Source organism: Amycolatopsis ultiminotia (genome assembly GCF_039536925.1).
Taxonomy (GTDB): domain Bacteria; phylum Actinomycetota; class Actinomycetes; order Mycobacteriales; family Pseudonocardiaceae; genus Amycolatopsis; species Amycolatopsis ultiminotia.
Genome location: NZ_BAAAZN010000007.1, coordinates 80160 through 102893, shown reverse-complemented (window position 1 = coordinate 102893; position 22734 = coordinate 80160). Strand labels below are relative to the sequence as shown.

General features: G+C 71.5%; 19 protein-coding genes. 10 read left to right on the top strand and 9 right to left on the bottom strand.

Features of this window, described 5'->3' with window-relative positions:
• Positions 1 to 54 precede the first annotated feature (54 nt).
• A complete protein-coding gene (locus ABD793_RS17710; RefSeq protein WP_344861226.1) occupies positions 55 to 291 on the top strand; it encodes a hypothetical protein in 237 nt (78 codons plus the stop codon).
• 470 nt (positions 292 to 761) lie between these two features.
• Here ABD793_RS17710 and cobT read toward each other — a convergent pair whose 3' ends face one another.
• Positions 762 to 1781: a nicotinate-nucleotide--dimethylbenzimidazole phosphoribosyltransferase gene (gene cobT, locus ABD793_RS17705; RefSeq protein WP_344861224.1), complete on the bottom strand. Its 1020-nt coding sequence runs from the start codon at positions 1779 to 1781 to the stop codon at positions 762 to 764.
• Between the two features lie 10 nt (positions 1782 to 1791).
• Positions 1792 to 2397 carry a bifunctional adenosylcobinamide kinase/adenosylcobinamide-phosphate guanylyltransferase gene (locus tag ABD793_RS17700; protein ID WP_344861222.1) on the bottom strand — a complete coding sequence of 202 codons (606 nt, stop codon included), beginning with the start codon at positions 2395 to 2397 and terminating at the stop codon, positions 1792 to 1794.
• 36 nt (positions 2398 to 2433) lie between these two features.
• Between ABD793_RS17700 and ABD793_RS17695 the strand changes: the two genes are divergently transcribed.
• Entirely contained in the window at positions 2434 to 3372 is a 939-nt protein-coding gene (locus ABD793_RS17695; RefSeq protein ID WP_344861220.1) for a cobalamin biosynthesis protein, read from the top strand.
• Complete coding sequence (locus tag ABD793_RS17690) at positions 3369 to 4850, top strand: cobyric acid synthase (RefSeq protein WP_344861218.1); 1482 nt, start codon at positions 3369 to 3371, stop codon at positions 4848 to 4850. The genes ABD793_RS17695 and ABD793_RS17690 overlap by 4 nt, the downstream gene beginning before the upstream one ends.
• A 4-nt stretch (positions 4851 to 4854) precedes the next feature.
• On the opposite strand, the gene ABD793_RS17685 is transcribed toward ABD793_RS17690, so the two are convergent.
• Positions 4855 to 5496, bottom strand: a complete 642-nt coding sequence (locus ABD793_RS17685; protein WP_344861216.1) for a response regulator — start codon at positions 5494 to 5496, stop codon at positions 4855 to 4857.
• On the bottom strand, positions 5490 to 6587 hold the full coding sequence (locus tag ABD793_RS17680; protein WP_344861214.1) for a sensor histidine kinase: 1098 nt from the start codon (positions 6585 to 6587) through the stop codon (positions 5490 to 5492). The genes ABD793_RS17685 and ABD793_RS17680 overlap by 7 nt, the downstream gene beginning before the upstream one ends.
• Positions 6588 to 6652: 65 nt before the next feature.
• On the opposite strand from ABD793_RS17680, the gene ABD793_RS17675 reads away from it, so the two are divergent.
• Together ABD793_RS17675 and ABD793_RS17670 are read left to right on the top strand one after the other, a co-directional pair.
• The gene (locus tag ABD793_RS17675) at positions 6653 to 7582 is read left to right on the top strand and encodes an ROK family protein (RefSeq protein WP_344861212.1); all 930 of its coding nucleotides are present in this window, start codon (positions 6653 to 6655) and stop codon (positions 7580 to 7582) included.
• Positions 7579 to 8103, top strand: coding sequence for a P-loop nucleotide/nucleoside kinase family protein (locus ABD793_RS17670; RefSeq protein ID WP_344861210.1), 525 nt, complete (start codon positions 7579 to 7581; stop codon positions 8101 to 8103). The genes ABD793_RS17675 and ABD793_RS17670 overlap by 4 nt, the downstream gene beginning before the upstream one ends.
• 106 nt (positions 8104 to 8209) lie before the next feature.
• On the opposite strand, the gene ABD793_RS17665 is transcribed toward ABD793_RS17670, so the two are convergent.
• Positions 8210 to 9661: a glutamate synthase subunit beta gene (locus ABD793_RS17665; RefSeq protein WP_344861208.1), complete on the bottom strand. Its 1452-nt coding sequence runs from the start codon at positions 9659 to 9661 to the stop codon at positions 8210 to 8212.
• Positions 9654 to 14186, bottom strand: coding sequence for a glutamate synthase large subunit (gene gltB / locus ABD793_RS17660; protein ID WP_344861206.1), 4533 nt, complete (start codon positions 14184 to 14186; stop codon positions 9654 to 9656). The genes ABD793_RS17665 and gltB overlap by 8 nt, the downstream gene beginning before the upstream one ends.
• 493 nt (positions 14187 to 14679) lie before the next feature.
• On the opposite strand from gltB, the gene ABD793_RS17655 reads away from it, so the two are divergent.
• From ABD793_RS17655 to ABD793_RS17645, 3 genes are read left to right on the top strand one after another with little or no spacing between them, the layout of a single operon-like run.
• Positions 14680 to 15312: a YigZ family protein gene (locus ABD793_RS17655; RefSeq protein WP_344861204.1), complete on the top strand. Its 633-nt coding sequence runs from the start codon at positions 14680 to 14682 to the stop codon at positions 15310 to 15312.
• A 45-nt stretch (positions 15313 to 15357) separates the two neighbouring features.
• A complete protein-coding gene (locus ABD793_RS17650; protein WP_344861202.1) occupies positions 15358 to 15855 on the top strand; it encodes a hypothetical protein in 498 nt (165 codons plus the stop codon).
• The gene (locus ABD793_RS17645; RefSeq protein ID WP_344861200.1) at positions 15852 to 16742 is read left to right on the top strand and encodes an SDR family oxidoreductase; all 891 of its coding nucleotides are present in this window, start codon (positions 15852 to 15854) and stop codon (positions 16740 to 16742) included. Before ABD793_RS17650 ends, ABD793_RS17645 begins: the two co-directional genes overlap by 4 nt.
• Positions 16743 to 17222: 480 nt before the next feature.
• Here the strand turns inward: ABD793_RS17645 and ABD793_RS17640 are convergent, their stop codons facing one another.
• A complete protein-coding gene (locus ABD793_RS17640; RefSeq protein ID WP_344861198.1) occupies positions 17223 to 17486 on the bottom strand; it encodes a hypothetical protein in 264 nt (87 codons plus the stop codon).
• A 117-nt stretch (positions 17487 to 17603) separates the two neighbouring features.
• On the bottom strand, positions 17604 to 18092 hold the full coding sequence (locus tag ABD793_RS17635) for an Lrp/AsnC family transcriptional regulator (protein ID WP_344861771.1): 489 nt from the start codon (positions 18090 to 18092) through the stop codon (positions 17604 to 17606).
• Positions 18093 to 18203: 111 nt separating this feature from the next.
• Between ABD793_RS17635 and ABD793_RS17630 the strand changes: the two genes are divergently transcribed.
• Positions 18204 to 19259, top strand: a complete 1056-nt coding sequence (locus ABD793_RS17630) for a Glu/Leu/Phe/Val dehydrogenase dimerization domain-containing protein (protein ID WP_344861196.1) — start codon at positions 18204 to 18206, stop codon at positions 19257 to 19259.
• Positions 19260 to 19280: 21 nt separating this feature from the next.
• Positions 19281 to 22088: an FAD-binding and (Fe-S)-binding domain-containing protein gene (locus ABD793_RS17625; RefSeq protein WP_344861194.1), complete on the top strand. Its 2808-nt coding sequence runs from the start codon at positions 19281 to 19283 to the stop codon at positions 22086 to 22088.
• A gap of 1 nt (position 22089) precedes the next feature.
• Here the strand turns inward: ABD793_RS17625 and ABD793_RS17620 are convergent, their stop codons facing one another.
• The gene (locus tag ABD793_RS17620; protein WP_344861192.1) at positions 22090 to 22665 is read right to left on the bottom strand and encodes a TetR/AcrR family transcriptional regulator; all 576 of its coding nucleotides are present in this window, start codon (positions 22663 to 22665) and stop codon (positions 22090 to 22092) included.
• Positions 22666 to 22734 lie beyond the last annotated feature (69 nt).

Sequence of the window (22734 nt, the reverse complement as noted above, 5' to 3'; positions counted from 1 at the left end):
CTGGGAGGGCCGGCCGGCGCAATACGGAGGCCAGCCGGGCCGGGGTGGCGATTGGTGAGGCCGGGCGGGATGCTGCCCCGGCGACCGGCCGGTGTGGTGCTGCCGTCCGACGGCCCGATGTGGCGAGCGGTCGGGCTGGCGTTGCGGACAGCCGGGATGCCGGTGCCTACCGGAGCGCAACGACCAGCTGCGGTACCGCACAAGGTGCGGGCGGCCGGGGTGCTGGGGCCTGCCGGGGTGTTGCTGCAGCTGGCCAGGACGCTCGCGCGGCCGGTCGGGGTGCCGTGGTGACCGGGTGAGGTGCTGGGGCGACCGGGTGAGGTGCTGGGGCCTGCCGGGGTGTTGCTGCAGCTGGCCAGGACGCTCGCGCGGCCGGTCGGGGTGCCGTGGTGACCGGGTGAGGTGCTGCGGCGGTCGGGTGAGGTGCGGCGGCCTGCGGGGGTGTTGCTGCAGCTGGCCAGGACGCTCGCGCGGCCGGTCGGGGTGCCGTGGCAACCGGGTGAGGTGCTGGGGCGACCGGGTGAGGTGCTGGGGCGGTCGGCTGGGGTGCGGCGGCTCGAACGGATGCCATGGCCCGCTGGAACGCTGTGGCCCGAAGGGATGCCGCGGCCTGCCGGAGAGTTGCGCAACGTGCGGGTGGCCAGTGCGTCGCAGTCGGTGTGGGTGGTCCTGCGGGTGCGGACGCCCGGAGCGCGGCGCGCGGGTCAGGCGCCTGCCCGGGGCGTGCCCTGGCCGGGCGGGTGGGCGCTGTCGGTTCCGGGTCATTCGAGGTCTGCCAGCCGGCCCATGTTCGCGATGATCGTCTGTGCTGCACGCAGGGTCGGGACTGCCTGGACTGCGCCGCTGCCCTCGCCCAAGCGCAGGCCCAGGTCGAGGATCGGGGTGAGGCCCAATGCCTTGAGCGCGAACGCTTGCGCCGGTTCGGTCGAGCGGTGCCCGGCCAGCCACCACCGTTCCGCGCCCGGGGCCAGGTCCCGGGCGAGCACCGCGGCGGTCGCGGAGAAGATGCCGTCCAGCAGGACCGGGATCCCGCGCGTCGCTGCTTCCACCAGGAATCCGGTCGTCGCCGCGAGGCAGGCGCTGCCCACCGCGGTCAGCCGCTCGAACGGGTCGGCGCTCCGGCCGGCCGCACGGTCCAGCGCCGCCGCGACCACCGCCGTCTTGCGGTCCAGCGCCTCGCCGGACACGCCGGTGCCGGTGCCCACCACCTCGGCCGCGGGCAGGCCCAGCGAAGAGGCCACGACGGCCGCGCACACCGTGGTGTTGCCGATGCCCATGTCTCCCGGGACCAGCACGTCCGCGCCGGACTCCTCGGCCGCGATCGCCCGCCCGGCTTCGAATGCCTGCCGTGCTTCGCCGGGGGCCAGTGCGTCCTCGACATCGATTGCGCCCGAACCGCGGCGGACCTTGTGCGCGGTGACTTCGTCCGGAACGCCCGCGCCGTCCCAGTCCACCGCGATGTCGGCCACCCGCACCCGGGCGCCGACCTGTGCGGCGAGCACGGTCACCCCGCTGCGGCCCGCCAGGAACACCCGGACCATCGCCGCGGTCACCTCGCGCGGGTAGGCCGACTGCGCGGAAACACCGTGGTCACCGGCGAACACGACCACCCGCACGTCGTCCAGCGGACGCGGCGGGACCACCCCGTGCGCCGCGCTCAGCCAGGCGGCCAGCTCCTCCAGCCGTCCGAGCGAGCCGAGCGGCTTGACCAGGCCGTCGAGCCGTGCCAGCGCGGCCGCGTGCGCGGCGGCGTCGGGCACGGGGATGGCGAAACTCGGCACGGCGATCTCCTCACGGCAGGTCGAGCACCCGTCCGGCGACGATCAGCGCCACCCGGTCGCAGTCGGCGGACACCCGGTTGTTCAGTGCGCCCAGCACATCACGGAACAGCCGTCCGGACACCGTTGCGGGCACCACACCGCTGCCGACCTCGTTGCTCACCGCCACGACCGGCACGGTGGCCTGGTTCCATGCGGCGAGGAAGTCCTCCAGCCGTTCGTCCAGCCGCTGCTCCCAGCCTGCCTGCCCGGTCCACGCGCCGACCTCGTCGAGCACCCTGGACAGCCAGGTGCCGAGGCAGTCGATGAGCAACGGGCTGGTCGCGGTGCGCAGCACGCGCGCGAGATCGGTGGTCTCCACGGTGCTCCAGTGGTGCGGCCGGCGGGCCCGGTGCGCCTCGACGCGGGCGGCCCAGTCCGGGTCGTCGGCCGAGGGCGGCAGCCCCGGCGCGACGTAGACGAGATGCGGGTGGTGGGCGACGAGCCGTTCCGCGTGCCTCGATTTCCCCGAGCGGACCCCGCCGAGGACCAGCACCTTGCCGTCGTCGCGTCCGTACCGGGCCACAGCCCGTGCCAGGGTTTCCAGAGACCTGGCGAGCCGGTGCGTCAGCTTGGTCATACCCGGCATTCTCTCCCGCGCGCTACGGTGCGCCACGTGCCACTCCGACAAGCCGCCACCGCGGCCGGGCTGATCACCGGATATGCCGCCGACAGCTGGTTCGGCGACCCTCGCCGGCGGCATCCCGTCGCCGGCTTCGGCACCGTCGCCGCCGCACTCGAACGGCGGTGCTGGGCCGACTCGAAAATCCGTGGTGCTGGGTACGCCGGGGTGTGCGCAGGCGCGGTCACCGGGCTCGGGGTGGCCGCGGAAGCGGTGACCCGGCGGCGTCCGGTTACCCGGTTCGCACTCACCGCGGTGGCGACCTGGGTGGTACTCGGCGGCCGCGGGCTGGCCGGCGAGGGACGGGAGATGGCGCGGCTGCTCGAAGCGGGCGAACTGCCCGCTGCGCGACAGCGTCTCGGCCACCTCTGCGCCCGGGACGCGACCGGACTCGACGCAGCCGAACTGAGCCGCGCGGCCACCGAATCGATCGCGGAGAACACATCCGACGCCGTCGTCGCGCCGTTGCTGTGGGGTGCCGTGGCCGGGATTCCCGGACTGGTCGGCTATCGCGCGGTGAACACGCTCGACGCAATGGTCGGCTACCGCTCGCCCCGGCACCGGAACTTCGGCTGGTTCGCGGCACGAGCCGACGACCTCGTGAACCTCGTGCCGGCCAGGGCGGGGGCCCTGCTCACCGCGGCGTCCGCTCCGCTGGCCGGAGGACGGGCCGGTACCGCGTGGCGCACCTGGCGGCGAGACGGTTCGGCGCACCCGAGCCCGAACGCGGGGCAGGTCGAGGCCGCGTTCGCCGGGGCATTGGGCATCCGGCTGGGCGGCACGAACACCTACCACGGCGAGGCGGAGCGGCGCGGCACGCTCGGCGACGGGCGTCCGCCCGCGCCGACGGATCTGCGTCGTGCGGTCCGGCTGTCCCGGATCGTGGGCGCGGCCGCGCTCGCCGTGGCGGCCGCGGTGGCGGTGGCGCGATGAGCGGGCTGCTGATCGCCGGCACCACGTCGGATGCGGGCAAAAGCCTGGTCACCGCGGGGATCTGCCGGTGGCTGGCGCGGCGTGGGGTACGGGTGGCGCCGTTCAAGGCACAGAACATGTCCAACAACTCCATGGTGTGCGCGGACGGCGCCGAGATCGGCCGTGCGCAGTGGCTGCAGGCGCGCGCCGCGCGAGTGGAGCCGGAAGCCGCGATGAACCCGGTGCTGCTCAAACCGGGCAGCGACCGGCGCAGTCACGTCGTTGCGCTCGGCAAGCCGTTCGGCACGCTCGACGCCGGCGAATACGCGACCGGCCGGGCAGGGCTCGCCGAGATCGCCTTCGCCGCGTTCGCCGGGTTGCGCGAGCGGTTCGACGTGGTGGTCTGCGAGGGCGCGGGCAGCCCGGCGGAGATCAACCTGCGTCGCGGCGATTACGTCAACCTCGGCCTGGCGCGGCGGTTTTCACTGCCGGTGCTGGTGGTCGGCGACATCGACCGCGGCGGGGTGCTGGCCGCGATGTTCGGCACGCTCGCGCTGCTTTCGGCCGAGGATCAGGCGCTCGTCGCGGGCTGGGTGGTGAACAAGTTCCGCGGGGACGTCGGCCTGCTGCGGCCGGGCTTGGCCGGGCTGGAAAAGGCCACCGGACGTCCGGTACTCGGCGTGCTGCCGTGGCTGGACCGGGTCTGGATCGACTCGGAAGACGCACTGGCCGCGGCCGGCTGGCGGTACGAGGCCTCCTCCGGCGGCGGGCTGCGGGTCGCCGTGATCGGCTTCCCGCGTGCGTCGAACGCCACGGACGTCGATGCGCTCGCCGCGGAACCCGGTGTCACGGTGAACCTCACCGCCGACCCGGACACCGTTGCCGCGGCGGATCTGGTGGTGCTGCCCGGATCACGGGCCACTGTGGACGATCTGCGCTGGCTGCGCGAAAACGGCCTGGCCGAAGCGGTGACCGCACGAGCCGCGGCAGCACGGCCGGTACTGGGTATCTGCGGCGGCTACCAGATGCTCGCGGAGTCCATTGAGGACGAAATCGAATCCGGTGCCGGAGTGGTGCCGGGGCTGGGTTTGCTGCCCACTCGGGTGCGCTTCACCGGGGAAAAGGTGCTCGGCCGTCCGGCCGGGAACTGGCGCGGTCACCCCGTGCACGCGTACGAAATCCACCACGGCAGCGCCGGGCCGGCGGCCGCAGAGTCCTTTCTGGACGGTTACCGGGTCGGTGCGGTCTGGGGCACGACCTGGCACGGTGCACTGGAGAACGACGGGTTCCGCCGGGCTTGGCTGACCGAGGTGGCCGCGCAGGCAGGCCTCGCCTGGGCGCCGGTTGCGGGGGCGCCCGGGTTTGCCGCATTGCGCGAAGAGATGCTGGAGCGGCTCGCGGATGCCGTGGAGTCCGAACTGGACACCGCGCGGCTGCTCGACCTGCTGGCTTCCGGTGCACCGGAGGGACAGGTGTTCGTCCCGCCCGGCGCGCCGTGACGGGTCAGGCCAGTCCTGCGTCGTGCACCAGAATCGCCACCTGAGTCCGGTTCACCGCCTCCGTCTTGGCCATGATCCGTCCCAAGTGGACTTTCACGGTGGCCTCGCTCAGTCCCAGCCCGCGGGCGATCTCGGCGTTGCTCGAGCCATGGCCGACGGCCACCGCCACCTCACGTTCGCGCGGGGTGAGGGGATCCAGCCTGCTGCGGGCGGACGTGCTCGCTTCACCGGAGGCGAACCGGGTGAGCAGCCGCCGGGTGATCGACGGCGACAGCATCGCCTCGCCGCCGCCGACCACGTGCATCGCCTGCACCAGCTCACGCGGCGGGGTGTCCTTGAGCAGGAAACCGGTCGCGCCGTGGCGCAGCGCGGTGTGCACGTAGTCCTCGAGGTCGAATGTGGTCAGCACGACCACCGCGGGCGGATCCGGTTCGGCGGTCACCAGGCGGACCACCTCGAGGCCGTCGACACCGGGCATCTGGATGTCGGTGAGCACGACCTCCGGCCGGTGCCGGCGCACCAGGCCCAGCACACCGCTGCCGTCGGCCGCCTCGGCGACCACCTCGATGTCCGGATCGGACTCCAGGATCAGCCGGATTCCGCTGCGCACCAGGGTCTCGTCGTCGATCAAGAGGACTTTCAGCATTCCGCGCCCCCTGCGTGCGGGAAGACCGCCCGTACCCGGTAGCTGCCCGCACCGTCCGGTCCCGCCCGCAACGAACCGCCTGCCAGCGTGACCCGTTCGCGCATGCCGATCACGCCGTAACCGGCGCCGGGCAGCCCGGACGAACCGGCGAGCGGATTGGCGACCTCCACCACCAGTGCCTCTTCTTCGGTACCCAGCCGCACGTCGATCGGCGTGCCGGGAGCGTGCTTGGCGGCGTTGGTGAGTGCCTCCTGCACGATCCGGTACGCCGCCCGGCCGACCTGGTCCGAGACCTCCGGCAGCGGATCGGGCAGCTCGGCACGCACCGGCGAGCCCGCCGCGGCGAGGTCCGTGGTGAGCTCCCGCACGCCGGTCAGCGTCGGTGCCGGGAGCGCGCGCGATTCCGGGCTGTCGTCGCGCAGCACCTGGAGGATGTCGCGAAGTTCGGTCAGCGCGGCCGAACTGGACTCGCGGATCACTTCGGCCAGCTGCCCGGTCGCCTCGTCCGGCGCTCGCACGGACAGCGCCCCCGCCTGCAGCGCGACGATGCTGACCCGGTGTGCGACCACGTCGTGCATTTCCCGGGCGATCCGGCGCCGTTCGGCGGTCACCGCTCGGTCGGCGAGCAGGTCCCGCTCGCGTTCGGCCTGGTCCGCGCGGTCCCGCAGGGCGCCGAGCAGCGCCGCCCGCTGGTACATCCACAGTCCGGCCAGCGCCGGGACGATCACCATCAGCACGATCTCGAACCCGGCGACCCGCCAGCCCTGAAGGTCGTGCGGCGGTGCGAAGCCGAACATGAGGACGAGTTCGGCGAGCACCGCGACCGCGGTCGGCCACTTCGGACCCCGCAGCGCGGCGACGGTGTAGAGCGTGAAGAACGGCGGGAAGAGCGGGGTCGGCGTGAACACCGCGACCGCCGTCACGACCAGCATGGTGCCCAGCGGGTAACGCCGGCGCAGCAACAGCGCCACGAAGACGATGCCGACCGCCACCGGCCAGAACGGCGTGTGCCGGACGCCGTTGAGCCCCTCGGCCACGAGGAGCCCGGTCACTCCGAGCGCGAGGGCCACGTCGATCAGGTGGTTCCGCACCCGCTCACCGTAGGCCCTCACGGAGACCGCACGCGGGCACCCCGCCAGGTGGAAGAATCGCAGGCATGGCTGAACTGGTGGCGGCACTGGACGTCGGCGGCACGACGGTGAAGGCGGCTCTGCTCGACGGTGACCTGAACGTTCTCGCGACCCGCCGCGAACGCACCGCACGCGGCGCGGACGGCACGGCACTGGCCGAGCAGACGGCTTCGGTGGTCGCCGCGCTGATCGGGGAGGCCGGTACCGCCGCGCCGGACGCGGTCGGCGTCGTGGTCCCCGGGATCGTGGACGAGCAGGACCGGGTGGCGAGGTTCTCGGCGAACCTCGACTGGCGGGACGTCCCGTTCGGCGATCTGCTGGAACGCAGGCTGGGCCTGCCGGTGGCCTTCGGGCACGACGTGCGTGCGGGCGGGGTTGCCGAGTTCCGCGTGGGGGCGGGCCAGGGCTGCCGGGACGCGGCGTTCGTCGCGGTCGGCACCGGTATCGCCGCGGCACTGCAACTCGACGGCAGGCTTTACCGGGCGCACGGGCTGGCCGGCGAGGTCGGGCACATCGACGTGGGCCACCCCGGCCGGTGCGGCTGCGGCGCGACCGGGTGCCTGGAGGCGATCGCGTCGGCGTCGTCGATCGCGCGCCGCTACACCGAACGGACCGGCCGCCCGGCGGACGGTGCGCAGCCGGTGGTCGACGCAGCCCGCCAAGGCGACGAGGCAGCACAGATCGTGGTGTCCGAAGCACTCGACGCACTCGCGCACGGCCTGCGCACCCTGCTCACCTTGCTGGCGCCGGAGGTGATCGTCCTGGGCGGCGGCCTGTTCACCGCGACCGAGTACGTCCTCGACCCGATCCGTGACTGGCTCGGCTCGGCCCTGACCTTCCAGCGCATGCCGGAGCTGCGCATCGCGAAACTGGGCGACGAGGCGGGCCGGCTGGGCGCCGGGCTGCTGGCGCTGGATGTGCTGCGCGAGCGGCATTCCGCGGAGGAAGGCCGGTGACCCGGCCCGGATTGGTCCTCCTCGGCGGCCTGCCCGGCACCGGCAAGTCGACGGTGGCAGTCCCGCTGGCGCGCGAGCTGCGTGCTGCCTACTTGCGGATCGACAGCATCGAGCAGGCACTGCTCGACTCCGGTGAACTGCCGGAACCGCCGAGGGCCGCCGGTTACCTGGCCGGCTACGCACTGGCCCGCGACCAGCTCGCGATCGGTCTCCCGGTGGTCGCCGAATGCGTCAATCCGCTGAAAATCACCAGGGATGCCTGGAAAAACCTCGGCGACCGGTACGGCGAGTGGACGCTCGAAGTCGAACTCGTCTGCTCCCGCCCGGACGAGCACCGTGCCCGCGTGGAGAACCGGACCGCCGACATCGACGGTCTGGAACTGCCGACCTGGCAGCAGGTGCTCGAACGGCATTACGAGCCGTGGGAACGGGAACACCTGGTGATCGACACCGCGGCGTCGAGCGTCGCGGAAAGCGTCGAGGTCATCCTCGGGCACACGGCCGCGCTCGCGGACCGGTGAGCTGTCCGGGCTCGTCCGGACGAAGAAGAAGGCGGGTGCGACCACGCTGTCGCACCCGCCCGGAAGGCGGGGTGGACGCGGCGACGGTGACGCATCCACCCCGAGCTCAGGAGATCGGCCGGTCGGTCGGCGCGATCGGGGCCGGGAGCACGTCCCGGCCGCTCAGGTAGGCGTCCACCCCGGCCGCGCACGAGCGGCCCTCGGCGATCGCCCACACGATCAGGGACTGGCCGCGGCCCATGTCGCCGGCCACGAAGACGTTGTCCAGGCTGGTGCGGAAATCCTTGCCGCGCGCGACGTTGCCGCGCTGGTCGAGGTCCACGCCGAGCTCGGTGAGCAGGCCTTCGCGCTGCGGGCCGACGAAGCCCATCGCCAGCAGCACCAGCTGGGCGGGCAGTTCGCGTTCGGTGCCTTCGACCGGGACGAACTTCCCGTCCTCGTTACGCACCTCGACCAGCTGCAGCGCGCGCACCCGGCCGTTGTCGTCACTGAGGAACTGCTGCGTGTTGACCGAGTACAGCCGCTCGCCGCCTTCCTCGTGCGCGGAGGAGACCCGGTAGATCATCGGGTACGTCGGCCACGGGTGCGCGTCCGAACGCGACTCCGGCGGCTTCGGCATGATCTCCAGCTGGGTCACCGATTTCGCGCCCTGCCGGTGCGAGGTGCCGACGCAGTCCGCGCCGGTGTCACCGCCGCCGATCACGACCACGTCCAGCCCGGCCGCGGAGTACGGCGAGGAGTCCAGCTCGCCGGAGGCCACCCGGTTGGCCGGCGGCAGGAACTCCATCGCCTGGTGGATGCCGTCCAGCTCGCGGCCGTCGATCGGCAGATCACGCCAGGCGGTCGCCCCGCCCGCCAGCACCACCGCGTCGTGGTTCTCGCGCAGTTCCCCGGTGGACACGTCCACCCCGACGTTCACCGACGTGCGGAATTCCGTGCCCTCCGCGCGCATCTGCTCGATCCGGCGGTCCAGCCGGGACTTTTCCATCTTGAACTCGGGGATGCCGTAGCGCAGCAGCCCGCCGATCTTGTCCGCTCGCTCGTACACCACGACGCTGTGCCCGGCGCGGGTCAGCTGCTGCGCTGCGGCCAGCCCGGAGGGCCCGGAACCGACCACGGCCACCTTCTTGCCGGTCTGCACGAGCGGCACCTGCGGTTCGACCCAGCCCTCGGCGAACGCCCGGTCGATGATCGAGATCTCGACCCGCTTGATGGTCACCGGATCGTCGTTGATGCCGAGCACGCACGCGGTCTCGCACGGTGCCGGGCAGAGCGTGCCGGTGAATTCCGGGAAGTTGTTGGTCGCGTGCAGCCGTTCGCTCGCCTCGCGCCAATCTTCCCGCCACACCAGCGTGTTCCACTCCGGGATCAGGTTCCCGAGCGGACAGCCCTGGTGGCAGAACGGGATGCCGCAGTCCATGCACCGGCCCGCCTGCTTCTCCAGCCGGGTGGTCGCGAAGTCCTCGTAGACCTCACGCCAGTCCATCAGCCGCAGATCCACCGGACGCCGCTTCGGCTCTTCGCGAGTGGTGGTCAGAAAGCCCTTGGGGTCAGCCATGAGCGGCCTCCATGATCGCCTCGTTCACGTCTCGCCCGTCGCGTTCTGCCTGCACCTGGGCGGCGAGCACGCGCTTGTAGTCCTTCGGCATCACCTTGCCGAACCGGTCGACGGCCGCGTCCCAGTCCGCCAGCAGGTCCCGTGCGACGGCGGATTCCGTTTCGTTGTAATGCTTTTCCACGGTCTCGCGGAGGAAGTCGGTGTCCTCGGTGTCGAGTGGATCGAGGTCCACCATCTCCGGGTTCACCCGGTGCGCGGGCAGGTCCAGCACGTAGGCGACGCCGCCGGACATGCCGGCCGCGAAGTTGCGCCCGATCCCGCCGAGCACCACGATCCGGCCGCCGGTCATGTATTCGCCGCCGTGGTCGCCCACGCCCTCGACGACCGCAAGCGCGCCGGAATTGCGCACGCAGAAGCGTTCCCCGACCTGGCCGCGGATGAAGATCTCACCGCTGGTGGCGCCGTAGCCGATCACGTTGCCGGCGATGATGTGCTCCTCGGCGACGATCGGCGAGTCCTTCGGCGGACGGACCACGATCCGGCCGCCGGAGAGGCCCTTGCCGACGTAGTCGTTGCCGTCGCCGTAGAGCCGCAGCGTGATGCCCTTCGGCACGAACGCGCCGAACGACTGGCCCGCGGTGCCGGTGAAGGTGACGTCGATGGTGTCGTCGGGCAGGCCTTCGCCGCCCCACTTCTTCGTCAGCTCCGAACCGAGCATGGTGCCCACGGTGCGGTTGACGTTGCGCACCGGCAGTTCCAGCCGCACCTTGTCGCCGGAGGCCAATGCGCCCTCGGCGAGCTGGATCAGCGTGTTGTCCAGTGCCTTGTCCAGCCCGTGATCCTGGGCCACGACCTGGTGCCTGCTGGCGCGCGGGGCCAGCTCGGGCACGTGGAAGATCGGCGACAGGTCGAGCCCCGCGGCCTTCCAGTGCTCCACCGCCTTGCGCTTGTCCAGCAGCTCGGCGTGCCCGACCGCCTCGGCGATCGACCGGAAACCCAGCTCCGCCAGGTACTCCCGGACCTCGTGGGCGATGAACTCGAAGAAGTTCACCACGTATTCGGCCTTGCCGCTGAACTTCTCCCGCAGCTTCGGGTTCTGCGTCGCGACGCCCACCGGGCAGGTGTCCAGATGGCACACGCGCATCATGATGCAGCCGGACACCACCAGCGGCGCGGTCGCGAAGCCGAACTCCTCGGCGCCGAGCAGCGCGGCGATCACCACGTCGCGGCCGGTCTTGAGCTGCCCGTCGGTCTGCACCACGATCCGGTCGCGCAGCCGGTTGGCCAGCAGCGTCTGCTGCGTTTCGGCCAGCCCCAGCTCCCACGGGCCGCCGGCGTGCTTGATCGACGACAGCGGGGAGGCGCCGGTACCGCCGTCGTGTCCGGAGATCAGCACCACGTCGGCGTGCGCTTTGGACACTCCGGCGGCGACCGTGCCGACGCCGACCTCGGACACGAGCTTCACGTGGACGCGCGCGTCCGGGTTGGCGTTCTTGAGGTCGTGGATCAGCTGGGCCAGATCCTCGATGGAGTAGATGTCGTGGTGCGGCGGCGGCGAAATGAGGCCGACGCCGGGCGTGGAGAACCGCGTCTTGGCGATCCACGGGTACACCTTCGCGCCGGGCAGCTGCCCGCCTTCGCCGGGCTTCGCGCCCTGCGCCATCTTGATCTGGATGTCGTCGGCGTTGACCAGGTACTCGCTCGTCACACCGAACCGGCCGCTCGCGACCTGCTTCACCGCGGAGCGGCGCTCGGGGTCGTAGAGCCGTTCCGCGTCTTCACCGCCTTCACCGGTGTTCGACTTGCCGCCGAGGCGGTTCATCGCGATGGCGAGGGTCTGGTGCATCTCCATCGAGATCGAACCGTAGGAGATGGCCCCGGTGGCGAACCGCTTCACGATCTCCGAAACCGGCTCGACCTCCTCGATCGGCACCGGCGTGCGCGCACCGTGGTCGAAGTCGAACAGCCCGCGCAGCGTCAGCAGCTTCTCGGCCTGGTCGTCGACCGCCTTGGTGTATTCCTTGAAGATCTCGTACTTCCCGCTGCGCGTGGAGTGCTGCAGCTTGAACACGGTCTGCGGATTGAACAGATGGGGCTCGCCTTCGCGGCGCCACTGGTAGTCCGCGCCGGTTTCCAGCTCACGGTGGTTCGCGCGGACGCCGTCGGCGGGGAAGGCACGCACGTGCCGTTGCGTGACCTCCTCGGCGATAGTGTCGAAGCCGACGCCGCCGAGCCGCGAGGTGGTACCGGTGAAGCAGGTGTCGACCACCTCGGCCCCGAGCCCGACCGCCTCGAAGATCTGCGCCCCGGTGTAGGAGGCCACAGTGGACACACCCATCTTCGACATGGTCTTGCGCACGCCCTTGCCGAGCGCCTTGATCAGGTTCGTGGTCGCCTGCTTCGGCGTCACGCCCGGGATCAGGCCCTGGTGCGCCATCTCCTCGACGGTGGCCATCGCGAGGTACGGGTTCACCGCGGCCACACCGTAGCCGATGAGCAGCGCGATGTGGTGCACCTCGCGTGCGTCGCCCGCCTCCACGATGAGGCCGACCTGGGTGCGGGTCTTCTCCCGGACCAGGTGGTGGTGCACCGCTCCGGTGAGCAGCAGCGACGGGATCGGCGCGTGGTCCTGGTCGATCCCGCGGTCGGACAGCACGATCAGCCGCGCACCGTCTTCGATCGCCTCGGACACCTCGGTGCGGATCTCGTCCAGCCGCTGCACGAGGGCTTCGCCGCCGCCGTGCACGTTGTACCGGCCGAGCACGGTGACCGCCTGGAACTCCGGCAGGTCACCGTCGTCGTTGACGTGCACCAGTTTCGCCAGCTGGTCGTTGTCCAGCACCGGGAACGGCAGCACGATCCGGCGACAGGAGGAGGCATCCGAGGCCAGCAGGTTCGGCTCCGCGCCGAGCTGGGTGCCGAGCGCGGTCACCAGCTCCTCCCGGATCGCGTCCAGCGGCGGGTTGGTGACCTGCGCGAACAGCTGGATGAAGTAGTCGAACAACGGCCGCGACCGCGACGAGAGCGAGGCGAGTGGTGAATCGTTGCCCATCGAACCGATCGGCTCCGCGCCGGCGCGCGCCATCGGTTCGAGCAGCGTGTCCAGTTCTTCTTCGGTGTAGCCGAAAGCCTGCTGCCTGCGCACGAGCGCCGCGTGCAGCGGTACTTCGCGGTCGCGCTCGGGCAGGTCCTCCAGGCGCAGCAGCCCGGCTTCCACCCACTCGTCGTAGGGATGCGCGGTGGCCAGCCCGCCCTTGATCTCCTCGTCCTCGACGATCCGGCCCTCGGCGGTGTCCACCAGGAACATCCGGCCCGGCTCGAGCCGGCCCTTGCGCACGATCGTGGACTGGTCCAGCTCCAGCACGCCGACCTCACTGGCGAGCACGACCAGTCCGTCGTCGGTGACCCAGTACCGGCCGGGGCGCAGGCCGTTGCGGTCGAGCACCGCGCCGATCTGCGTGCCGTCGGTGAACGCGACCAGCGCCGGACCGTCCCACGGCTCCATCAGCGTGGAGTGGAACTCGTAGAACGCCCGCCGTGCGGGGTCCATCTCCTGGTGGTTCTCCCAGGCCTCCGGGATCATCATGAGCACCGAGTGCGGCAGCGAACGCCCGCCGAGGTGCAGCATCTCCAGCACCTCGTCGAAGGAGGCGGAGTCGCTCGCGCCACGGGTGATGACCGGGTAGATGCGCTTGAGCTCACCGGGGACGAGGTCGGTCTCCAGCAGGGCCTCGCGGGCGTCCATCCAGTTGCGGTTGCCCTTGAGCGTGTTGATCTCGCCGTTGTGCGCCACGTACCGGTACGGGTGCGCCAGCGGCCACGACGGGAAGGTGTTGGTGGAGAACCGCGAGTGCACCAGCCCGATCGCGCTCGTCACGCGTTCGTCGGTGAGGTCCGGGAAGAACCGCGCCACCTGTGGCTCGGTGAGCATTCCCTTGTAGACGATCGTGCGCGAGGAGAGCGACGGGAAGTAGACGTCGTCCTCGGCCAGCTCGTGCTCGGCGCGCTTGCGCACGCAGAACGCGGCGCGCTCCAGCGGCAGGCCTTCGCGGTTGTTGCGGCGCCCGGCGAGGAAGAGCTGGACGAAATGCGGCATGGTCTCGGCCGCGGTCGGCCCGCAGTGCGCGGCGTCCACCGGCAGCTCGCGCCAGCCCACCACGCGCATGTCCTCCTCGGCGGCGATCCGCTCGATTGTGGTCATGGCCCGGCCGCGGCGTTTCTCGTCGCGCGGCAGGAAGGCGGTGCCCACGGCGTAGCGGCCCGCGCGCGGCAGTTCGAAGCCGACCACCTCGCGGTAGAACTCGTCCGGGACCTGGATCAGCAGGCCGGCGCCGTCCCCGGTTTCCGGTTCGGCCCCGCGCGCACCGCGATGCTCCAGATTCCGCAGCGCGATCAAGGCTTTCGCCACGATCTGATGGTCTCGGCGGCCGGTCAGGTCCGCGACGAACGCGACCCCGCACGCGTCGTGCTCGGTCTCGGGGTCGTACAGGCCACCAGTGGCCGGGGTGCTGGAACTGTGGGTCACGGCTGGCCGCCTCCCAGGGCGTCGGCGCGGTTCTGCTCACTCCATCGGAGGGTTCGTCACTGAACCGGTTAACGAAGTGGTTCGGAACCGCGATGGTCAGTCGAGAAGGAAACCAGGTCCCTGCCCGGGACCGGGCAGGGTGGTTCCGGCCGCACGGCGGTGGGCGGCGGTAGTGGTCCTGCACGTCGCTGTACAGGCACACCTGCGCGTCGGTCGGCCTTTGTGGTGGGGGGCCGGCCGGGCGCGTGGTGATCACCCCGGGTTCGCCGGGTCTTATGACGATAGTGTGAAATCGTAGTTATCGACATACGTCGCGGTGCGTGGGTGGGAAATGCCACGGTTGCGTTGACGGCCCTCCGGGTACTCCCATATGCCGGACCGGGTCTCCCGGCACCCGGGCGGCAGCGGTGCTGACCTGTGCAAACAGTCTCGTGGCCGGGGGTTCTCGCGGCTGCGGCGCCCGGTTGACCTGGCGGTGTGAGGTGCAGTGCCGATGACTGATCGTTATCTGTCCGTGGTGGCCAGGGGACTGCACGAGATCGAGATCCGCCGTTCGCGGTTCCTCTGCGCCCTCGCTCCCGCGGGGGAGGAAGCGACCGCGCGCGAGGTGATCGCCGCCCGGCGCCGGGCCGAACCCGCGGCGCGCCACCACTGTCACGCCTTCGTTCTCGGCCCGGACGGCCGTACCCAGCGTTCCAGCGACGACGGCGAACCCGCGGGCACGGCAGGCGTGCCGATGCTGGAAGTCCTGCGGCGCCGTGCGGTGACCGACACGGTCGCGGTGGTGTCCCGGCACTTCGGCGGTGTGCTTCTCGGCGCGGGCGGTCTGATCCGGGCGTACGGGCAGGCGGTGTCGGAAGCGCTGGACGCGGTGGGCGTGGTGGAGTACCGGCGCTTGCGCCTGTTCGACATCGAGGTGGACTACACCCGCTCCGGCCGCCTGGAGAACGATTTGCGGGCGTCGCCATATGCCCTGCACGAGACCCGCTTCGAGGCCGCGGCCCACTTCGAGGTGGGCGTGCCGCCGGACGAGGAACCCCGCTTCACGGCCTGGCTGGCCGACACGACCGGCGGTACGGCCGAAGCGGTGGGGCTGGGGGAGAAGTGGATCCGCGGCGGCGGATGACGGTGTGTTGACTTCAAGTGCGGTTCAAGTATCACGGTGTGGGCCATGCACACGGGAACGGAACAGAGCGACGGGCAGACCCCGGCGCAACGGCTGGCACATCTGGTGCCGATCGGCGTGGCGGCCAAGCGGCTTCAGGACGGCCTGACGGCGTTCGTCGACGGCCTGTTCGAGGAGCGCTTCGGGCTGCGGCGGCGGCATTGGCAATTGCTGCGCTGGGTCCATGAGCACGACGAGCCGGCACTGGAAACCTTCGTCGCCGAAGCGGCGTTGTTCTACACCGCTGAGGAAACCCGGAAGGTGGCCGACGATCTGCTCACGCGGGGATGGCTCGGACGTCGCGCCGGATCCGGTGAAGCCGTGCTGGAGCTGACGGCCGAGGGCGAGCGAGGGTTTCGCGCCATGGCGGCGGCCCAGGACACCACGTGGCAGGTGGTGCTGCAGGGCCAGACCGAGCAGGACTACGTCCACGCGGTGCACGCGATGACGGTGATGGCCGACAATCTCGATCGGGCGCTCACCGAACGGGAGACGCTGCGATGACCGTGCTGGTCACCGGCGCGACGGGGCTGATCGGGTCGGAGGTCGTCGACGCGCTGCTCACCGCGGGGGCGCCGGTCCGGGTGGTGACGCGGCAGCCGGACCGGGTGGCGTTCGACCCGCGGGTGGAGGTCTTCGCGGGCGACCTCTCCCGGCCCGGGGATCTCACGCCGGTGTTCGCCGGGGTCGACCGGATGTTTCTCTTCCCGATGGCAGCGCCCGAGCTGGCCGGTGTGGCGCGTGCTGCCGGCGTCGAGCGGATCGTGCTGCTGTCGTCGATGAACGCGGCGGTGGAGCAGCTGCGTGATCCGCTGCACGCGCCGATGGAGGCCGCGGTCGAGGCGTCCGGAGCGCGCTGGACGCACCTGCGACCCGGCGAGTTCGCGCACAACAAGCTGCGGCTGTGGGGCGAGTCGATCCGCCGCCGTCGCGAAGTCTCGTGGCCGGATCTGCCGGCGCTGGCCTCGGCTCCGGTGCACGAGCGCGACGTGGCCGACCTGGCGGCCGCCGCACTGCTGGAGGACGGCCACGACCGGCAGGCCTACGTCGTGACGGGGCCGGCGAAGCTGAGCGTGCGGGACCAGATCGACGCGATCGGGGAGGTACTGGGCGAACGGCTTGCCCACCACGTGCTCGACCTCCGCACCGCGGAGGCGGCACTTCAGGCGAGGGGCGGCTGGCCCGCGGCCGCCGGGCGGGCCGTGCTGCACCTGGACCGGCCCGACGGCGCCGGCCCCGGCGACTGGCTGGCCGACCCCCGGTTCGCCTGGATGCTCGAGGCCTCCGGCGACGTCGAGCGAGCCCTGGGCCGTCCCGGACGGACGTTCACGCAATGGGTGCGCGACCACGCCGCGGATTTCTCCCCGGCAGGCAATCCACACCCCAGGTAAAGCGCCGGGGACAGCGCCCTGCCGAACGGCTGATCATTCCGGCCGAAATGATCAGCCGCCGGGTGACCGAGCCGCATCGGCGGGGTTCGCACGCTCCACGGACAAGAGGGTCGCCGTCGCGTGGGATTGCCCGGTGAGTGGGGTTCGGGTCTCTGCGGGGTGTCAGGCTGGTGGGCCGCGGGTTGCCCGGTGAGTGGGGTTCGGGTCTCTGCGGGGTGTCAGGCTGGTGGGCCGCGGGTTGCCCGGTGAGTGGGGTTCGGGTCTCTGCGGGGTGTCAGGCTGGTGGGCCGCGGGTTGCCCGGCGAGTGAGATTCGGGCCTCCGCGGGTGTCAGGCGGGTGGGCCGCGGGGCGCCCGGTGGGTGGGGCTGCTGCCGCGGGTGGCCACGGTGCACCCGGCGAGTGGAGTTCGGGCCGCCGCCCCAGGGGAGGTTTCGGGCCGCTCTGGGGTGCGCGGCGGCGGGGTTCAGGCCACCACGGGTTCAGGCTGCCGCGGCGGTTTCCGCTCCCTGCAGGGCTTTGGTGCCTGCCGAGGTCAGGGTTGCCGGGACGCGTTCTCCGCACGGGCGGCCGGTTGCGGCGGGTTCGATCAGGCCACGGCGGACCAGCGCGCGGGTGGTCGACTGGTCGCAGCAGCTCAGACCGTCCACGAAGAGGTCGGGTTCGCAGCTGCAGCTGATCTCCGCGTGGCCGGCGGCCACCGCGGCGAGGGTGGCCCGTTCACGGTGGTTCAGTGCGGTCGCCATGCCGGTGCCTCCTTTCGGTCCTCGGTTCAAGACAAACTCAGACCACCGACAGTTTCCGTCGCGAGGATCACGTTGTCGCGTATTTCACGCGTTCTCTGGGGGCATGTCGCGGCAATTTCAGGGGTGCCTCCCGCCACCGCGGGTGATCGGTTCCGGCAATTCCTCCACGGTCGTCTTGCGGAAGTGCCGGAAAATGATCGAACTGCGGAACCCGACCACCTCCTTGCGCAACGCCAGCCGGTCGGTGAGGAATGCGTGCAGGTGTTCGTTGTCACGCACGGCCACGTGGATCAGGAAGTCGTCACTGCCCGCCGCGACGTACACCGACAGCACCTCGGGCAGTTCCACCATCGACCGCTGGAACGCGTCGATCACCGCCCGGCTCAGCGGGCGGACCTGCGCGGACACCATGGCCTGCACGCCGCGGCCGAGGCTCGGCAGGTCGACGTCCGCGTGGTAGCCGCGCAGCACGCCCCGCTCCCGCAGCAGCCGCGTCCGTTCCAGGCAGGTCGACGGTGCGACGCCGACCTTCCGTGCGACGTCGCGGTTGGTCTGCCGTGCGTCCTCCTGCAGGTGACGCACGATCGCCGAATCAAGTTCGTCCAGCATGCTCTGTGCTCCTCCGCTACCGAATTTTGTTCGCCGTTTCCCGATGAACGGCGCTTGTGAGTCTAACTTCGGCCGTATCGACCAGTGGAAGTACAGAAGGAGTGCTGAATGACCGACCGAAACCTGCCCTGGGCACACGACCGGCTGGTGGTCCGCCGCGGCCGCCGGTCGGGGATCACCACGATGGTCGCGGTGCACTCGAGGGCACTGGGCCCCGCGGTAGGTGGTTGCCGGATGAAGCAGTATCGGGGGTTCGCCGAGGCCGAGCGGGACGTGCTGCGGCTTTCGGCCGCGATGACGGACAAACTGGCCATCGCCGGGTTGCGCGCGGGCGGCGGGAAGAGCGTCATCGCGCTCGCGCCGGGACAGCAGCTCACCCCCGCCGAACGACGTGCGGTCCTGCTCGACCACGCGGACCTCATCGCTTCGTTCGGCGGCGACTACCTGGCAGGCCCGGACGTCGGAACCGGGCCCGAAGACATGCTCGTACTCCGGGAAACCGGCCCGCACGCGTTCTGCGTACCCGCCTCGGCCGGCGGCATCGGCTCGTCCAGCGGTCCCACCGCACAAGGGGTGCTGGCGGCGTTGCGCTCCGCGTCCGCCGCGGTGTTCGGCAGCCCGGACCCGGCCGGCCGCCGGATCGTGGTCAGCGGACACGGTGCGGTGGGCGGCCTGGTCGCGCAGGCCGTGGCCGCCGCGGGTGCCGAGGTCGTGGTTTCCGACGTCGACCCGGCCACCCGGGCGGTGGCGCGCCGGCTCGGCTACGAGTGGGTCGAGCCGGAGGCCGCGATCGCCACCGAAGCGGACATCCTCGTGCCCTCGGCCGTCGGCGGCGTCCTCGGCGACGACACCGAGGTGGGTGCCCGGCTCGTCGTCGGCCCGGCGAACAACCAGCTCGTGGACGACCGGGCGGCGGAAGCACTGGCCGCGCGTGGCGTGGTGTGGGTGCCGGACTACGTCGCGAGCGCAGGAGGCGTGGTCTACGCACTGGCCAGGGAGATCGACGGGGTGGACCATCCGGTGGCCGCGGCCCGGGTGGACCGGATCGGCGACGTCGTCTCGCGCTTGCTGGCCGATGCGCGCGTGCACGGCAGGACCCCGCACGCCGAGGCAGCAGAGCAGGTGCGGCAACGGCTCGCCGCACCCCGCCCGGCGGTCGTCTGACGGGGTGTCTTGAATAGGGGGGTGGAGATCCGGACCGACCCCGCGACGCTGGCCCTCTACACGACCGACGCGTCGAACTACCGGCACGTGCCGCTCGGCGTCGTGCTGCCCGAGACGGTGGACGACGTGGTCGCGGCGGTGACCGCGGCGCGCGAACGCGGCGTGCCGGTGGTCGCGCGTGGCGGCGGGACGAGCGTGGCAGGCAACGCATGCGGGCCGGGGCTCGTGGTCGACACCTCCCGGCACGTGCGTGGTGTGCGGTGGCTCGATCCGCAGGCCCGGCTCGCGCGCGTCGCGCCCGGCACGGTGCTCGACGACCTCCAGGGGCTCGCCGCGCCGCACGGACTGCGGTTCGGGCCCGATCCCTCCACACACAGCCGGTGCACGATCGGCGGGATGATCGGCAACAACGCCTGCGGTTCGCATTCGGTGGCCTGGGGCCGCACCGTCGACGTGGTACGTGAGCTGGACGTCCTGCTGTATGACGGCACCCGGTTGACCGTCGGCCCGGCCGATCCGTCCGAAGTGGACCGCAGGGCGGCGCTGCCGGGCACCGAGGGCCGGGTCTTCAGCGAGCTGCGGTCTTTGGTGCGGGACAATCTCGCGTTGCTGCGCACCGAGCTTTCCACCTGGCCACGCCGGGTCTCCGGCTACGGACTGGAGCACCTGTTGCCGGAGAACGGCTTCGACGTCGCCAAGGCACTCGTCGGCAGTGAGGGCACCTGCGTCACGGTGCTGGAGGCGACGGTCGGGCTCGCTGCCCTGCCTGCCCACCGGGTGCTGGCCGTACTGGGGTTCGATTCGGACATCGCCGCGGCCGACGTGGTGCCGGAGATCCTGCCGTGGTCGCCGCTGACCGTGGAAGGAGTCGACGCGGAACTCGTCGGGCTCCTCGAACCGGGCGGCGACCGCGGGCTGCCGCCGGGCGGCGCCTGGCTGTTCGTGGAACTGGCCGGCGATTCGCCGGCGGAGGCGGCCGCGCGGGCGCACGATGTGGCGGCCTCGCTCGGCAGTGCGCTGACCGGTTCGGTGGTGCTCGACGATCCGGTCGCGCAACGCCGGTTGTGGCGCATCCGGGAGGAAGGCGCGGGCCTGGCGACGCGCCTGGCCGACGGTTGCGAGGCCTGGCCCGGCTGGGAAGACGCCGCGGTACCGCCCGAACGGCTGGGTTCCTACCTGCGCGGGTTCAAGGAGCTGATGCGCAGGCACGGGCGCCGCAGCGTCGTCTACGGCCACTACGGCGAGGGCTGCCTGCACCTGCGGCTCGACTTCGACCTGCTGTCCACGCCGGGGCAGGCGCAGTTCCGCCGGTTCCTGGAAGAAGCGGCGGATCTGGTCGCCGCACACGGCGGTTCGCTGTCCGGGGAGCACGGCGACGGCCAGGCGCGTTCGGAGCTGCTTTCGCGGATGTACAGCCCGGAGATGATGGCGTTGTTCGCCCGGTTCAAGGGGATCTTCGACCCGGACGGGCGGATGAACCCGGGGATCATCGTCGATCCGCGGCCGGTGGACGCCGATCTGCGGGTGCGCCGGGCGCCGCTGGAGATCGAGGACGTCACGGTGCTCGGCTATCCGGACGACCAGGGCAGCTTCGGGCAGGCGATGCGGCGGTGCGTCGGGGTCGGCAAATGCCGCAACACCGGCGGTGGCGGCGTGATGTGCCCGAGTTACCGGGTGACCCGCGAGGAGCAGCACTCCACCCGCGGGCGTGCGCACCTGCTGGCGGAAATGATCAACGGCGAGGTGATCAGGGACGGCTGGCGCTCCCAAGAGGTCGCGGACGCCCTCGATTTGTGCTTGTCCTGCAAGGGATGTCTCTCCGACTGCCCGGTGGACGTCGACATGGCCACGTACAAGGCCGAGTTCCTGCACCAGCACTACCGCGGACGGGTGCGTCCGGCCTCGCACTACTCGATGGGCTGGCTGCCGATGTGGTTGCGCGGGGTCGCGCTGGCCCCCCGCGTGGCGAACTTCTTCGCGCGCCGCCGCTGGGCGGCCACGGCGCTGAAGCGGCTCGGCGGCCTCGCCGAGGAACGCGACCTGCCGGAATTCGCCGCCGCGCCGTTCACCCGGACCCGCGCCGATCTGCGCCGCTGGGCGAGCGGCCCGCGGCGGCTGGTGCTGTGGCCGGATTCGTTCAACAACTACCTCACCCCGGACGTCCTCGACGCCGCGGCCGAGGTGCTCACCGCGGCGGGCTACGACGTGGTGCTGCCGGACCGGGGTGTCTGTTGTGGACTGACGTGGGTTTCCACCGGACAGCTGGACGTCGCCCGGCGGGTGCTGCGTCGCACGCTTTCCGTGCTGGAGCCCTATCTTGCCGCCGGGTACGAGGTGGCCGGTCTGGAACCGAGCTGTACCGCGCTGTTCCGCGGAGATCTGCCCGCGCTGCTGCCCGGTGACCCGACGGCCGCGCTGCTGGCCACCCGGACCCGCACGTTCGCCGAACTACTGGCCGACGCACCCGAACCGCTTTCGGCGGAGCTGGACGTGGAGACGATCACCCAGGTGCACTGCCACCAGCACGCCGTGCTCGGTTTCGCGGCGGACGAGGCTGCGCTCGCCGCGGCAGGTGTGCGCAACACGACGCTCGACTCCGGCTGCTGTGGCCTTGCCGGCAACTTCGGTTTCGAACGCGGCCACTACGACGTTTCGCTCGCCTGTGCCGAAGACCGGCTGCTGCCCGCGGTACGGGCGGCCGAGGAGTCCACTGTGGTCCTTTCCGACGGGTTCAGCTGCCGCACCCAGATCGAACAGGAGTCCGGACGGCGGGCACTGCACCTGGCCCAGCTGCTGCGGCAGGCCTTGCGGGCACGATCGGCGTGGTGACTCACCCGCCGGCCGGCCCGTTGCGTTCCAGCAGGCTCCGCACTGCCGGCCCGACCAGCCGTTCGATGTCGTCGGGGGCCGCGGTGGCCAGGGGATCCTTGCGGGTGACCGAGCGGACCAGCCCGATGCCCAGCAGCCACGCGAGGGCGAGGTCGGCGCGGAGTTCGGCGTCCGGCTCGTCGGTGAGGGTGGCCAGCGTGCGCGCGTACTCCTGGCCGAGCTGCTGACGCAGTGCGGCGCCGGCGCCGTCGGTACCACTGGAGCGCAGGTACGTTTCGAGCGAGCGGTGCCGGTGATCGGGCGCGAGCAGCGCGCGCAGGGCTTCCCCGAAGAGGTGCTCGGGTGGGGTCGCCTTGAGGTGCGCGAAACTGTCCCGCGTCATCACCAGCTCGAACAAGGCTTCTTTGCTGCCGAAATACCGGAAGAGCAGTGCCTGGTTTACGCCGGCGAGGTTCGCGATCTCGCGCACCGTGGTGCGGTCGAAACCCCGTTCGGCGAAGAGTTCGGCCGCGGCGTCCAGCAACGCAGCCTTCGTGGCGGCGGCGTCACGCCGGCGCGGCGGCTGCTCGGCGGTCATCCGGCCTCCTGTGCTCACGCGTGCGTTCGCCGATGTTAAACGCTTGCCGCCGAAGCCGCGGACAAGGCA

Excerpts from the sequence above, each read along its gene's own strand:
- ABD793_RS17700 (WP_344861222.1), bottom strand. The coding sequence starts at position 2,397 with ATGACCAAGCTGACGCACCGGCTCGCCAGGTCTCTGGAAACCCTGGCA.
- ABD793_RS17690 (WP_344861218.1), top strand. The coding sequence starts at position 3,369 with ATGAGCGGGCTGCTGATCGCCGGCACCACGTCGGATGCGGGCAAAAGC.
- ABD793_RS17685 (WP_344861216.1), bottom strand. The coding sequence starts at position 5,496 with ATGCTGAAAGTCCTCTTGATCGACGACGAGACCCTGGTGCGCAGCGGA.
- ABD793_RS17675 (WP_344861212.1), top strand. The coding sequence starts at position 6,653 with ATGGCTGAACTGGTGGCGGCACTGGACGTCGGCGGCACGACGGTGAAG.
- ABD793_RS17665 (WP_344861208.1), bottom strand. The coding sequence starts at position 9,661 with ATGGCTGACCCCAAGGGCTTTCTGACCACCACTCGCGAAGAGCCGAAG.
- ABD793_RS17655 (WP_344861204.1), top strand. The coding sequence starts at position 14,680 with ATGACTGATCGTTATCTGTCCGTGGTGGCCAGGGGACTGCACGAGATC.
- ABD793_RS17650 (WP_344861202.1), top strand. The coding sequence starts at position 15,358 with ATGCACACGGGAACGGAACAGAGCGACGGGCAGACCCCGGCGCAACGG.
- ABD793_RS17645 (WP_344861200.1), top strand. The coding sequence starts at position 15,852 with ATGACCGTGCTGGTCACCGGCGCGACGGGGCTGATCGGGTCGGAGGTC.
- ABD793_RS17640 (WP_344861198.1), bottom strand. The coding sequence starts at position 17,486 with ATGGCGACCGCACTGAACCACCGTGAACGGGCCACCCTCGCCGCGGTG.
- ABD793_RS17630 (WP_344861196.1), top strand. The coding sequence starts at position 18,204 with ATGACCGACCGAAACCTGCCCTGGGCACACGACCGGCTGGTGGTCCGC.
- ABD793_RS17620 (WP_344861192.1), bottom strand. The coding sequence starts at position 22,665 with ATGACCGCCGAGCAGCCGCCGCGCCGGCGTGACGCCGCCGCCACGAAG.